This is a genomic window from Tissierella creatinophila DSM 6911 (assembly GCF_001940565.1).
GTDB classification, from domain to species: Bacteria; Bacillota; Clostridia; order Tissierellales; family Tissierellaceae; genus Tissierella_A; species Tissierella_A creatinophila.
The window spans coordinates 44,667-59,389 of record NZ_LTDM01000002.1 but is presented as its reverse complement, the minus strand read 5'-3'; the positions used below and the strand labels follow the sequence as shown (position 1 = coordinate 59,389).

Below are 14,723 nucleotides of genomic sequence, written 5' to 3'. Positions count from 1 at the left end.
TTGAGTACAATAATTGATGTATATGCAAGAGAAATCTTAGATTCAAGGGGTAATCCAACAGTTGAAGTAGAAGTAGTTACAGAAGCAGGAGCATTTGGTAGAGCCTTAGTACCATCAGGAGCATCTACTGGAGCATTTGAAGCGGTAGAACTTAGAGATGGAGATAAAGAAAGATTTTTAGGAAAAGGAGTAGCTACTGCGGTTGCAAATGTAAATGATATTATAGCAGAAGAAATTATAGGTATGGAAGTATTTAATCAAGTAGAAATAGATAAATTTCTAATAGAATTAGATGGAACAGATAACAAAGGTAAATTTGGTGCAAATGCAATTTTAGGAATATCTATGGCAGTTGCAAGGGCTGCTAGTGATGAAATAGGGATGCCTCTTTATCAGTATATAGGTGGTATGAATGCAAAAGTACTTCCAGTTCCTATGATGAATATCTTAAATGGTGGAGAACATGCAGACAATAATGTTGATATACAAGAATTTATGGTTATGCCAGTTGGAGCTAAGACATTTAAAGAAGCTTTAAGAATGGGAGCTGAAATTTTCCACAATTTAAGATCAGTTCTAAAGGAAAAAGGATTAAATACCTCAGTAGGTGATGAAGGAGGATTTGCCCCTAACCTCTCTAGCAATGAAGAAGCACTCTCTACTATAGTTTTAGCTATAGAAAAAGCAGGATATAAACCTGGTGAAGATATAATGTTAGCGTTAGATGTAGCTGCTACTGAGATGTATGATAAAGAAACAAAGATTTACAATTTAGCTGGAGAAGGTAAAAAGTTTACTTCAGATGAAATGATAGATTTCTATGAAAATCTAGTAAATAAATATCCTATAATTTCTATTGAAGATGGATTGGATGAAGATGACTGGGACGGATGGAAAAAACTTACTGATAGACTTGGTAAAAAGATTCAAATAGTAGGCGATGATCTATTTGTAACTAATACAGAAAGACTTAAAAAAGGAATAGACTTACAAATTGCAAACTCTATTCTTGTAAAATTAAATCAAATAGGCACTATAACTGAAACACTAGATGCTATAGAACTTGCAAAAGTAAATGGTTATACTGCCGTAATATCTCACAGATCAGGTGAAACTGAAGATACTACTATAGCAGATTTAGCAGTGGCTTTAAATGCAGGACAAATAAAGACTGGTGCACCTTCTAGAACAGATAGGGTAGCTAAATACAATCAACTTCTTAGAATAGAAGATGAATTATGGGATGCGGCAGAATACAGAGGAATAAACACCTTTTATAATTTGAAAAACAAATAAATAAAAACAAAAGACAATAAAGGTTTCACAAACTTATGAGACCTTTATTTCTTTGTTGTCTTTTTACCTACTGTATGTTAGAATATTAATGTTAATAGTGTGTATAATTGATTGAAATAATAACAATCAGGAGGTGTAATTATGCAAACATTTTTTTCAGTATCGTTACTTATATCAGCTCTTGGAGTAATTATAAGTGTTTTAATGCAAGAAGGTAGTCAAGGAGGACTAGGAGCTAGTATGGGTGGTTCAAGTGCCCCAGAATCAATGTGGGGTAAAAGTGGAGTAAAAACTAAAGAAGTGATGCTAAAGAGATCTACTATGATTTCGGCAGCTATATTTATGGTTTCTACTTTAGTTTTAGCAGCTAAATAACAAGGGGGAAAGATTAATGAACATTTTTTTGATTTCTGCGCCAATCATAGGTATATTGGCCTTATTATTTGCTTTTTATAAAGCAGCTAGTATCGATAAAGTTGATCCAGGAAATGATCGTATGAAAGAGATTTCAAAATATATCCAAGATGGATCTATGGCTTTTTTATCTAGACAGTATAAATCTCTTGCAATTTTTGTAGCAGTATTATTTGTTATATTAACATTTGTAAAAGGACTTGGAATCAAAGTAGCAATTTGTTTTTTACTTGGAGCTTTATTTTCTGTAGCAGCAGGATATGTAGGTATGAGAGTTGCTACTAAGGCAAACGTAAGAACAGCAAATGCTGCAATGACAGGTGGAATGAACAAAGCACTAGATGTAGCATTCTCTGGTGGAGCAGTAATGGGTATGTGTGTTGTAGGACTTGGACTTTTAGGAGTTGGACAATTATATAATATCTTTAGAGAACCAGAGATAATCACAGGTTTTGGATTAGGTGCATCTTCTATAGCATTATTTGCTAGAGTAGGTGGGGGAATCTATACAAAGGCAGCAGACGTTGGAGCAGACCTTGTAGGTAAAGTAGAAGCAGGAATACCAGAAGATGACCCTAGAAACCCAGCAGTTATAGCTGATAACGTAGGAGATAACGTAGGAGACGTAGCTGGTATGGGAGCTGACTTATTTGAATCATATGTTGGAGCTATAATATCGGCAATAACACTTGGACTTTTAGCATTTGGTGAAGAAGGAGCTATATTTGCTCTAGCACTTTCAGGAGTTGGAATAATTGCTTCTATAATAGGGGTATTCTTTGTTAAGGGTGATGGAGATCCTCAAAAATCATTAAATCGTGGTACTTTAGTTAGTTCATTAATTACATTAGTAGTAGGATTTTTCTTAAGCAAGTATATACTTAATTCATACAAACCTTTTATAGCCATAGTAGCAGGATTGGCAGTAGGACTTATAATAGCTAAAATCACAGAATACTATACATCAGCAGATCATGCACCAGTTAAAAGAATAGCTAAAGAATCAGAAACTGGAGCATCTACAAATATAATAGGTGGATTATCCGTAGGTATGATGTCTACAGCAGGACCTATAATATTTATAGCTATTGGTATAATGGTAGCATATTTCCTTTCAGGAGGAGCAGAAAATCCAGCTTATGGTCTATACGGTATTTCCCTTGCAGCAGTAGGAATGCTTTCTACAGCAGGTATGACTATAGCAGTAGATGCATATGGTCCAATAGCAGATAACGCAGGCGGTATAGCTGAAATGTGTGATTTACCTGAAGAAGTAAGAGAGATTACAGATAAACTTGACTCAGTAGGAAATACAACTGCAGCTATAGGTAAAGGATTTGCAATAGGTTCAGCTGCACTTACTTCACTAGCACTTTTCTCTTCTTACACTCAAACTGTAGGTCTTTCTGCAATAGACTTAACAAAACCAGTAGTTATAGCAGGAGCTTTTATAGGTGGAATGCTTCCATTCTTATTTTCAGCTATGACAATGGATGCGGTAGGTAAAGCAGCTTTTGCAATGATAGAAGAAGTAAGAAGACAGTTTAAAGAAATGCCAGGAATTATGGAAGGAACACAAACTCCAGATTATGGAAGATGTGTAGATATAAGTACAAAATCAGCACTACAAGAGATGATAATTCCAGGACTTTTAGCTGTAATAGTACCAGTAGGTATTGGTCTATTATTAGGTGCAGAAGCACTTGGAGGTCTTCTTGCAGGTTCACTTGTAACAGGAGTACTTATGGCAATATTTATGAGTAATGCCGGAGGAGCTTGGGACAATGCTAAGAAGTATATAGAAGATGGACACCACGGCGGAAAAGGTAGTGAAGCTCATAAAGCTGCAGTTACTGGAGACACTGTAGGAGATCCATTTAAAGATACTTCAGGACCATCATTAAATATATTGATAAAACTTATGACTATAGTTTCTCTTGTATTTGCAGGAGTATTTGGAAACGGAATATTATTTTAAATTAAAAATCCCTCTTTAAAGAGGGATTTTTAATTTAAAACTTTTACTATTTAATAATAAATGATTTTCCAGAGGAATATTAAAGTTTTCTATATATAATAAGTATAAAAAATGTAAGACATTGAAATATCTTACATTTTTTTTCATAAAAAGGGTAATTATAAATGATAAGAAGAATTATATAACTCGAGGAGGAAAATATGAGTATAAAAGAAAAGATAATAGAGCTTATGTCCCAAAAAGACTATAAACCTATGTTAAAAGAAGAACTTTTAGTAAAGTTTGATATTCCAATAGAATTTAAAAAAGAATTCTTTAAAGTTTTAAAGGATTTAGAAAAAGAAGGAACAATAATAAAATCAGCAAATGAAAGATATGGCAAGATAGATACTGATTATTTAGTAGTAGGAAAGCTTCAAGGTCATGAAAGAGGGTTTGGATTTGTAATTCCAGAAGAAAAAGAAAACCCAGATGTATATATTTCAGCTGAGGCTATGAATGGTGCAATGCATGGAGACAAAGTAGTAGCAAATGTTATTAAGAGATCAGAGGGAGGAAAAAGACAAGAAGGAGAAATAATCAGGATACTTGAAAGAAAAAACCAATTTATTGTTGGAACATTTGAAGACAATCAAAACTTTGGATTTTTAATACCAGATAATCAAAAAATATTTCATGATGTGTTCATTCCAAAGGGACATACAAATGGAGCTAAAAATGGGCAAAAGATAGTAGTAGAAATAACTCAGTGGCCGGAAAGGAGAAGAAATCCAGAGGGAAAAGTTGCAGAAATCTTAGGCTACCCTGATGAAACAGGTACAGATGTACTTTCAATTATAAGACAATTTGACTTACCTGAAGAATTTCCTGAGAAAGTAATTAGATTTGCTCAAAATATAGAAGATAGAATATCTGAAGATGATATTAAAGATAGAAAAGATTTAAGAAGAGTAAAGACTTTTACAATAGATGGGGCAGATGCTAAGGACTTAGATGATGCTATTTCGATTGAAAAACTAGAAAATGGTAATTATAGTTTAGGAGTTCATATAGCAGATGTATCTCACTATGTAAGAGAGGGAACTCCATTAGACAAGGAAAGCTATAGAAGAGGAAACTCGGTATATTTAGTAGACAGAGTAATTCCTATGCTTCCTAAAGAATTATCAAATGGAATTTGTTCACTAAATCCAAATGTGGATAGGCTTTGTCTATCAGTTATAATGGAAATAGATAAAAGTGGAAAAGTTTTATCTCACGAAATAGTAGAAACAGTCATAAATAGTGATAAAAGACTTATATACGAAGATGTGTCTAATTATCTAGAAGACAATGATGAAGAGGCTAGAGAAAAACTAGATGGAATATTAGAAGAGATAAACCTAATGGAAGAGCTTATGCATATTTTAAAATCACAAAGAGAAAATAGAGGTAGTATAGACTTTAATTTCCCTGAAACTCAGATAATACTAGATGAAAGAGGAAAGCCTATAGATATAAAGAAAGCGGATAGAAGGATTGCAAATAGGATGATAGAAGAGTTTATGCTTATAACAAATGAAACAGTAGCAGAACAGTTTTTCTGGGCCGAGATTCCATTCCTATATAGAATTCATGAACAACCTTCAGAAGAAAGGATGGCTACATTTAGTAAATTTATCTATAATTTAGGATATAAGCTAAAGGGAAAAGAAATACATCCAAAAGATCTTCAAATGCTAACTGAAGAAATAGAAGGAAAAAAAGAAGAACTAGTTATATCAACTATGATGCTTAGATCTCTTAAAAAGGCTAAATATAGCATGGATCAAGATATACACTTTGGACTAGCTGCAAAATACTATTCTCATTTTACAGCTCCTATAAGAAGATACCCAGACCTAGTAATTCATAGGATAATAAAAGATTTTATAAAAGGTGAAATGAGCACTCACAAGCAAGAGATATTAAAAGCTAATTTACCTGAAATAGCAGAACATACTTCATATACAGAAAGATTAGCAGAAGAAGCTGAAAGAGAAGTACAAGATTTAAAAATGACTCAATATATGAGTGAACGAATTGGTGAAGAGTACGAAGGGATAATATCTTCACTTACAAACTTTGGTATGTTTGTACAACTTGAAAATACTATTGAAGGGCTAGTACCATTTAGTCAAATGTTAGATGACTATTATCAATTTGATGAAGAAAACTTAAAAATAGTTGGAGAAAGGACTAAAAAGGAGTATAATCTAGGAGATAAGGTAAAAATTGAAGTAGTCGGAGCCGATATAGTTAGAAGAAATATTGACTTTCAACTTGTAGTATAAGTAAAAAAATAGAAGGTGAAATGATGAAAAAAAGTGGGGTAAAAGTTGTAGCAAGCAATAGAAAGGCAAGACATGAGTTCTTTATAGAGGATACTTTGGAAGTTGGTATAGCTCTTAAAGGTACTGAAGTAAAGTCTATAAGACAGGGAAAACTAAATTTAAAGGAAAGTTATGCAAGTATTGATGATGATGAAGTGTTCATAAACAATATGCATATAAGCCCTTATGAACAAGGAAACATTCACAATGTAGATCCTATAAGAAAAAGGAAACTTCTTCTTCATAAAAGAGAGATAAGAAAACTAAAACAAGAAACTAAACTTAAAGGATCAACACTAGTACCATTAAGTGTATATATTAAAGATGGTAAAGTAAAGATGGAACTAGCTACAGCAGTAGGTAAAAAACTATACGATAAAAGACAAGACATAGCTAAAAAAGATGCGGATAGAAGGATGAGGCAGCATGCAAGTGAAAAGTATAGTTAAACTTTAAAAGCCAAGAGAAATCTCTTGGCTTTTTTATAAAAAATGTAAAGATTAAAACATAAATTCTGCTTTATCCTTAGCTTCTAAATTTGAGTATAATAAACTTAAAAAAGTAAAAGCTAAAATATGGATGTCATAAAAGAATGGGAGCTGTTAATATGAACACAATGGATACAGGATGGAATTTAGAAAATAGTTATTTAGATCTTCCAGAAATGTTTTATACCAAAGTAAGCCCAAACTCTGTAAGTACACCTAAGATAGTTATTATAAATAATTCCTTAGGAAAATATTTGGGATTAAATACAGAGAGATTAAAGAGTAAAGAAAATATAAATCTTTTAGTAGGAAACACTCTTCCAGAAAGCGGATTTTTATTAGCCCAGGCTTACGCAGGACATCAATTTGGTCACTTTACTATGCTAGGAGATGGTAGAGCAGCTTTAATTGGAGAGCAAATAACTCCCCAAGGTGAAAGATATGATATACAATTAAAAGGCTCAGGAAGAACTCCTTACTCTCGTGGAGGAGATGGTAGGGCAGGACTTGGACCCATGTTAAGAGAATATATTATTAGTGAAGCGATGCACAATCTCCAAATTCCAACAACTAGAAGTTTAGCTGTGATAGCAACAGGAGATAAAATATATAGAGAAACATCATTAAATGGTGCTGTTTTAACAAGAGTTGCAAAAAGTCATATAAGAGTTGGAACATTTGAATACGCTTTGAGAATGGGAACTAAAGAAAATCTTAAGGCACTTTCAGATTATACTATTAAACGTCATTTCCCAAACATTCAATCGGATGAAAATCTTTATCTTTCAGTGTTAAAAGAAGTAATAAAAGTTCAAGCTAGACTTATTTCTAAATGGCAGTTAGTTGGATTTATTCATGGAGTTATGAACACTGACAACATGACTATAAGTGGAGAAACTATAGATTATGGACCTTGTGCTTTTATGGATAGCTATAGTCCTAAAACTGTATTTAGCTCCATAGATAGATATGGTCGTTACGCCTATGGAAATCAACCTAGTATTGCCAAATGGAATCTTGGTAAATTTGCAGAAACTCTGTTACCATTGATAGATAATGATATGGATAAATCACTAGAATTAGCCCGAAATGCCCTTCAGGATTTTGATGGATTATATTACAATAATTGGTTAACTGGTATGAAATCTAAACTTGGCATATTTAATGATGAAGTAGAGGATAAGGGGATCATAGAGGAACTTTTAAACTTAATGGAAAAGCATAATGCAGATTATACTAACACATTTATTTCTTTAACATTTGATAAGCTAGATGGAGCATGTTTATTTAGTAGTGAAGAATTTAAAAAGTGGAATAGAAAATGGAATGAAAGATTAAATAGTCAGGGAGAATCCAAAGACTTATCGAAAGAATTAATGAAAAAATCTAATCCTTCAGTAATACCTAGAAATCATTTGGTAGAAGAAGCATTAGAATCTGCTACAAAGGATGGAAACTATGAACCACTTTTTGATCTATTGGATGCACTATCTAGTCCATATGAGCATTTAAAAGTAGATGATAAATATACAAAAACTCCCGAGCCTTCATCTATACAATATAGAACATATTGTGGGACTTAGGGTAAAATACAGATAAGAGTAGGACAAATTTGTCCTACTCTTATCTATATTTTAAGCACACTTCCTATAGTTAAATACTAAGCTTTTATTAAATTTTATAGTAAGATTTAAAGATATAATATATAATACATATATAAGAATATGGAGGAAATTTATGAAAAAATTAGAAAAAGTAATTAAGATACCTATTGTATTATTTGTTTTAGGAGTATTATTTCTGTCAATAGTTATGTGGAAAGACATTGAAATAGGTGGAAAATTTATAAATATGTTTATGATCATATTTTTTATTTCGATTTGCTTGGTATTGGGAATAGGTCTTATTTTATCAATAAAGTCTATATTAAAATATATTAAAAATAATCCATTAGGCTTTTTAAAATCATTTATCATAAGATTTATCATTCTTATATCAATAGACTTTGGAATTGATTATATAAAAGGAAAAGAAATTGATTTAGTATATGGAGTCGTTTATAGCATTTTACTTACAATAGGAAGTTTTTATATGGAAGATAGATATTTATAAAAACAGGAAGACCTGTTAAATTGAGGTATTTGACATATCTTTTTAAATTTGTTATAATAAAAAGTAGACAAAATTAATGATTTTAATATCTGGGGGCGCACTGGTTTCGACGGGGATATGGAATCAGGAGTAGCGAGTCGTTGTCGCCGAACAACGTTAAAAGTGGCACAAACAATAATTGACAACAATAATTACGCATTTGCAGCTTAGTTAAAGCTGTCGTTCTATCTTTGTAGCCCACGGCTTAGAATAGAACGTCAACCTAGTGGGGAACCGAGCCAAGTAAAGCTTTGAGCCTGGAACGGAAACTATGAAGCTACTAAGGCCTATATCCCGTTAGTAGGAGATAGGCTAAGGGAATGTTAAATTACTAACTGCACTCGGAGAAACTCTTGTGGAAGTGTTTTCGGACGTGGGTTCGATTCCCACCGCCTCCACCATACATATGACAATATAAAAGCTCTAGTAAATTATTTACTAGAGCTTTTATAATGTCATAAATTCTGTATAGAAATTTTATTCTTAATTTGTTATTAACATAGTTAAAAATGTTATATCATCCATTAGTTCCTTACTATAATCTATATGGTTGAAAAAATCTTCCTTTATAGCAATATTTAACTCAGTAGAATTTAAATTATAGTTATTTTTTAATAAATTTTCTAATTTATGATGTCCATATACCTCTTTATTTTTATTCTTAGCTTCAACTAAGCCATCAGAATAAAATAAAATCTTATCACCTGTTTCTAACTGTATACTTTTATTCTCGTAATAGGGATCCATAAGATTACCTAATTTACAGATGGGGAATCCTCTAACATCCATTTCATATAATTCTCCTGATTTTTTAATAATGTAAGGTGATACATTTATTCCTGCTGATGAATAATTAAAAGACCTATCTTTAATATTATAAATACCATAAAGCATGACTATATATTTTTCTTCAGTAATATTTGTGTTATTAAAACTGTTATAAATAGTTTTCAAAACTAATCCAGGTTCTATAATCTTTTGGGTTAAATTTTCTTTTAACTGCAAAACATTCTGGTAAGCAAATACTGATAACATAGCGGCAGAAATACCATGACCGGACACATCTCCAATATAGATAGCAATATTATCTTCATCTAGCTTAATGACATTATAAAAATCTCCACTTAAATGTTCAGCCGCTAAATATTCTGCATCAAATGATACAGACATTCCTCCAGGCATTTGGTTGGGCAACAAGCATCTCTGCATTTCTTTTGCATATTCAATATCATTTAACAATACTTCATTCAACTTTTCAAGCTCTTTGGTTCTTTGTTTTACAATTACATTAAGATTGTCTGAATATCTCTTTAATTTATTTTTAGCTTTTTTCATTTCTTTATATGGTGTGATTACATTTCCTATATAGATAGTTTTATATAATATACTATAAGCTATTATTTTATATAAATGACCTATATAATTAAAGGCATCATAGATACTTCCATAGCTAGTAAATGAAAATTCACTAAAGATTAATAATACTAAAGCTATCATAAACTGATATTCATTATTAGAAAGAGTTTTTCTATACTGAGTTTCAATGATAATAAATGTTATTGCTAAAATAAATATTATAAAATATTCTATAAATATTTTAATATTAGTCAGCCCTTCTCCTTCTATATACATAGAAGGGAAAAAAGTAGGATTGTAAGTTACTATTAAAAACAATAGAACAGTAAAAAAAGTTGTTACTATTGCAAAGACTTCTTTTTTAATATAACAGATAAAATTAGAAGGTATAGAAACAGCTGCCATAAATCCTAAACTTCCAATAAGCCTTGAAAAAATCCATAGAATTGTTGCTCTATTTGCAGTATCATTTGCTATGAAAAAGTATGGCATACCTTTATAACTAAAAGTATGAAATGCATCAAGTAAACCCATCAACAAAAATGCACACCCAAACATTATCATCTTTAAGTTTCCTGATTCTTCATAAATAAAGTATGTAACTGTAAATATGGAGAATGACACCAATATACTAGAGAGTTCAAATATAGTATGCCATGTCAAAAAGCTTTCTACAGGCATAATTTTAACAAATATACTATTAAAAACCGCAGCTATAATATATATTATTATTGAAAAAATAGAAACAAATATCACTTTATTGTATTTTTTAGTGTTATGAAACAAACTCATCTTTGCAATATCCATAAAAATCCTCCTATATAGAATTATATTTGTATATTTAAAATATATTAAGCTTTGAAAAAACTGTATTATATTAGACCTTGTCTCATTTTAATTATTATACCTTAATTTAGAAACAATGTCACTAAAAGCCATTTTCTTATATTTTAAAATAATTATTAGATAATTTAAACTAAAAATAGGAGTTTCATAACTATTCTAACAGTCATGAAACTCCTATTTTTAGTTTAACAAATAATATATTGCATTTGGAGCAAAGAAGTGTATAAGAAAAAATAATATTGTAATTACAGCCATACGTTTATGCCAAGTGAAAAAATTTTTATTTTTAGTTTTATAAAAAGCACCCCCAAGTAAAGCGGTGGTAAGTGCAGACAAATATAATATAAGTCCTGTATGAAGTCTCAAGGCTCCCAGAGCCATATAACCATGTATCAATGGTATTATAATTAATGATAGTCCAAGAGGCTTATGGATTTTCCTAAAGAACTTTATTGTCTTTATATAACAGTTATTTTTTGATTTATCGATTGATTTTCTATATTTATTTAAACGCTTTAATATATAAGGAAATACTAAAATTCCAAGAATTATTAAACTCATCCAACCCCAATTTACATACGTCATATTTACCTTCCTTCTAATTTAATCTTTTAGTTTACCTACTATAGGAACTTCTTTTAGCTTAGATATTCCGTGTGGTGATATTGTCTTTATCTCTTTTGTAAGGTCTTTACCAGCTGAAAAACCATTGTGCATACCACCTTTCCAAGGAGTGGCATCTGTTACATCATATATTACTCTATCGATAGCCACATAAGAAGGTTTACCATCCATACCATTAAATTGACTTAACTCTTTTAGTGTAAGGATCACTTCTTCACTTTTAGGTGCAGAAGTTTCAGGTTCTTTGTTTCCACTACATCCCGCTAGTATAAAAATAAAAACTAATAATATTATAGTAACTTTCATAAATTGATTTTTCATAACAGACCTCCCAATAATAAGTTTTAATTATAGTGTAATATTTATACCCTATAATTAGAAGTAAAAGTCAATTATTTTAAGCAAAACAAAATTAAATAAAAGTTCTTTATATTGAGAATTTAATGATACACTAGGTACTGCTATAGAGAAAATTTACAACGCTTCAATTGTATAAGTCAGATAAAAATATAAAAAAGCTATGCTTGTTATAAATTACGAGTATAGCTTTGCTAAGTGGAAAATAAATCCAATATAAAACATTTCTTTTAAAGCTAAGCTTTTATAGCCCAACGCAATTTTGCTGAACGAGCACGACCATTTGAGCTACATTCTTCTGGTGTTGGACGAATTGGACCTGGAGTTACTTCACTATATATTCCTTTCCTGAAATAATGCTTAAATGATTTTTTTACTAAACGGTCTTCTCCCGAATGGAAAGAAAGAATAGCTACTCGTCCTCCCTTAGCTAGAGCAGAAGGAAGTTTTTCTAAAAACTCATAGAGTACCTCAAACTCATCATTGACATCTATTCTCAATGCTTGAAAAGTTCTTTGGCACGATTTTTTAGTTTCATTTTCTCTTTTGTTTTCTGGTATAAATTTAAGAGTATCTGTTATAATTTCTTGAAGATCTGTAGTAGTATTTATTTTTCCACCTTTTTTTAATGCTGAAATAATAGCACTAGCTATTTTTTTAGCATGTGGTTCATCGGCATTTTCTATTAACATACCTTCCAATTCATCTTCTGAAAATTTACTTAATCTTTCGGATGCTGATTCTCCTTTGTTAGGATTTAGTCTTAAATCTAATGGACCTTCATTTTTAAAAGAAAAACCTCTATCGGGATTATCTATTTGCATAGAAGAAACACCTAAATCTGCTAATATAAAATCTAATGGACCTGATTCTAAAACCACTTGATCTATATTTGAAAAATTTAGTTGTCTAATTTTTAAAACTTCTGATCCATAGCCCAAATCTTCTAATCTTCGTTGTGTTTTTGGTAACTCAATAGAATCTATATCAGTTGCATATAATTGGCCCTTTGAATCCAGACATTTAAGTATTTCTAGAGTATGACCACCATAACCAAGAGTTGCATCTAATCCGGTTTGTCCCGGAGTAATTTGTAAAAAATTCAATATTTCATCAACGCAAATTGATCTATGCATTCCTGCAGGGGTACTTCCCTTTTGAATAACTTTTTCAACTGTATCAGGATATGCCTCTGGTTGTAATTCTTTATATTTCTCTTTATAGGATCTTGGATGAGTTCCTTTATATCTAACACGTCTTTTATGTTTTTGGTCTTGATTATTCATTCTTTCGCCCACCTTTCATATAGTATAATACCAAATATAAGTCATAAAGACAATTTGGTAAAAAAATATTAGGAAAACTAAATTTAAGAATAAAATAGTAGAGCTTCATCATATTCATCAAGGATTTCTTGATTTGGTTCTTCCGTAACTAAGGATACAAAATAAATAAATAATGATGAAATAATAAATCCAGGAATAATTTTACAAAGTCCAAATATTGCCAAAGAAGAAATTTTAGCTATTTGAATCCATCCAATTACGACTACTGCAGAAGTTGTATCATATCAAATAATATATTACAGCTTTAATAAAAATAGGCTACTTTGCATTTTATACAAAGTAGCCTATTTTTATTAATTGGTATTTAAAGTTATAAATTTTTAACTTTTAAAGTTCTATCGAGTATGCTAGTAGCATAAGCAAGAACAACTCCATAATTCGTTATAGGAACACCTGCGTCATTACATATCATTATTCTACTTTGCATAGTTTTTTTATTGAGCATACAAGAACCACAGTGAATAACAAGATTATATTCGCTAAGATTTTCTGGAAAATTATGTCCCATTCTAAAATCGTAGTTAAAAGTTTTATTTTCTTTGTGATTTAGTAATTTCGGAATTTTATATCTTCCAATGTCTTCGTGAGAGTGATTATGAGTGCAACTTTCGCTTATTAATATATTTGCACCATCTTTTAAATCTTTTATCACATTAACTCCATGAACAAAGCTCTTTATATCACCTTTGTATCGGGCAAATAATATAGAAAAAGATGTAAGTGGTATGTTTTCAGGAACCATAGCGCTTACACTTTTAAAAGCCTGCGAATCAGTAACAACTAAATCGATATGTTTTAAATCACCCAAGGCGTCTTTAAGCTCGGTGTCACGTACAAGGTAGCTTTTTATACCATTATCAAGACAATCACGTATAAGTTGTACCTGTGGTAGTATAATCCTACCTTTAGGAGCCTCGCTATCAATAGGCACAACCATAACAACTGTGCCACCGTATGGAACAAGATCTCCAATTATAGTAGGTTCGTTTTCTTCATTTTTAATTTTATCAATTAAAGCATTTTTTAACTCTATAACTTGTTTGTCATCACTTGTGCTTATAAATTGAGCGTCTTTATATAATTTTTTAAATGAGTTCAAAGTTTCCTTGTCAGCTTTATCAATTTTATTAAATACAATCATATATGGTATATTAAATTTTTTAAATTGATGTATCATATTTTCCTGCTCTTTTTCATCAAAATTGGTGATATCATTTAAATAGATTGCAAAATCAGTTCTTTGAAGTACTTTTAAAGTTCGTTCAATACGAAGTGCTCCAAGTTCTCCATCATCACCAAGTCCTGCAGTATCTATGAATACAACCGGTCCAAGGGGAAGTAGCTCCATTGGTTTTGTCACAGGGTCTGTAGTAGTTCCTTTTACATCAGAGACTAGTGAAACGTCTTGACCAATAATTGCATTTATAAGCGAACTTTTTCCTGCATTTGTAGCGCCGTATATGCCAATGTGTAGCCTATTTGCACTAGGGGTTACATTTAAACTCATAAATACCTC

The 14,723-nt window shown here is 31.0% G+C and carries 13 protein-coding genes and 1 other RNA gene; 8 read left to right on the top strand and 6 right to left on the bottom strand.

Annotated features, from left to right (window positions below; all coding sequences use genetic code 11):
- The 8 genes from eno to ssrA all read left to right on the top strand — a co-directional run bounded on the left by eno (nt 1) and on the right by ssrA (nt 9,079).
- Nucleotides 1-1,296, top strand: a complete 1,296-nt coding sequence (gene eno / locus TICRE_RS00790) for a phosphopyruvate hydratase (RefSeq protein ID WP_075724134.1) — start codon at nt 1-3, stop codon at nt 1,294-1,296.
- A 141-nt stretch (nt 1,297-1,437) separates the two neighbouring features.
- Entirely contained in the window at nt 1,438-1,671 is a 234-nt protein-coding gene (gene secG / locus TICRE_RS00785; RefSeq protein WP_075724132.1) for a preprotein translocase subunit SecG, read from the top strand.
- A gap of 16 nt (nt 1,672-1,687) precedes the next feature.
- Nucleotides 1,688-3,688: a sodium-translocating pyrophosphatase gene (locus tag TICRE_RS00780; protein ID WP_075724131.1), complete on the top strand. Its 2,001-nt coding sequence runs from the start codon at nt 1,688-1,690 to the stop codon at nt 3,686-3,688.
- A 200-nt stretch (nt 3,689-3,888) separates the two neighbouring features.
- Nucleotides 3,889-6,000: a ribonuclease R gene (gene rnr, locus TICRE_RS00775; protein WP_075724130.1), complete on the top strand. Its 2,112-nt coding sequence runs from the start codon at nt 3,889-3,891 to the stop codon at nt 5,998-6,000.
- Nucleotides 6,001-6,023: 23 nt separating this feature from the next.
- On the top strand, nt 6,024-6,488 hold the full coding sequence (gene smpB / locus TICRE_RS00770) for an SsrA-binding protein SmpB (RefSeq protein WP_075724129.1): 465 nt from the start codon (nt 6,024-6,026) through the stop codon (nt 6,486-6,488).
- 158 nt (nt 6,489-6,646) lie between these two features.
- A complete protein-coding gene (locus TICRE_RS00765) occupies nt 6,647-8,110 on the top strand; it encodes a protein adenylyltransferase SelO (protein WP_075724217.1) in 1,464 nt (487 codons plus the stop codon).
- Between the two features lie 154 nt (nt 8,111-8,264).
- On the top strand, nt 8,265-8,639 hold the full coding sequence (locus TICRE_RS00760) for a hypothetical protein (protein WP_075724128.1): 375 nt from the start codon (nt 8,265-8,267) through the stop codon (nt 8,637-8,639).
- A gap of 91 nt (nt 8,640-8,730) precedes the next feature.
- Nucleotides 8,731-9,079: a transfer-messenger RNA gene (ssrA, locus tag TICRE_RS00755) on the top strand.
- An 82-nt stretch (nt 9,080-9,161) separates the two neighbouring features.
- Here the strand turns inward: ssrA and TICRE_RS00750 are convergent.
- The 6 genes from TICRE_RS00750 to hydF all read right to left on the bottom strand — a co-directional run bounded on the left by TICRE_RS00750 (nt 9,162) and on the right by hydF (nt 14,714).
- Nucleotides 9,162-10,841, bottom strand: coding sequence for an MASE3 domain-containing protein (locus TICRE_RS00750; RefSeq protein ID WP_084191677.1), 1,680 nt, complete (start codon nt 10,839-10,841; stop codon nt 9,162-9,164).
- Nucleotides 10,842-11,060: 219 nt separating this feature from the next.
- A complete protein-coding gene (locus TICRE_RS00745; RefSeq protein ID WP_075724127.1) occupies nt 11,061-11,465 on the bottom strand; it encodes a hypothetical protein in 405 nt (134 codons plus the stop codon).
- An 18-nt stretch (nt 11,466-11,483) separates the two neighbouring features.
- Nucleotides 11,484-11,825, bottom strand: a complete 342-nt coding sequence (locus TICRE_RS00740; protein ID WP_075724126.1) for a cytochrome b5 domain-containing protein — start codon at nt 11,823-11,825, stop codon at nt 11,484-11,486.
- Nucleotides 11,826-12,097: 272 nt separating this feature from the next.
- Entirely contained in the window at nt 12,098-13,147 is a 1,050-nt protein-coding gene (gene rsmH, locus TICRE_RS00735; RefSeq protein WP_075724125.1) for a 16S rRNA (cytosine(1402)-N(4))-methyltransferase RsmH, read from the bottom strand.
- 83 nt (nt 13,148-13,230) lie between these two features.
- Complete coding sequence (locus tag TICRE_RS13145) at nt 13,231-13,371, bottom strand: hypothetical protein (protein ID WP_158016372.1); 141 nt, start codon at nt 13,369-13,371, stop codon at nt 13,231-13,233.
- 146 nt (nt 13,372-13,517) lie between these two features.
- Entirely contained in the window at nt 13,518-14,714 is a 1,197-nt protein-coding gene (gene hydF, locus TICRE_RS00730) for a [FeFe] hydrogenase H-cluster maturation GTPase HydF (RefSeq protein WP_075724124.1), read from the bottom strand.
- Between the last annotated feature and the right edge of the window lie 9 nt (nt 14,715-14,723).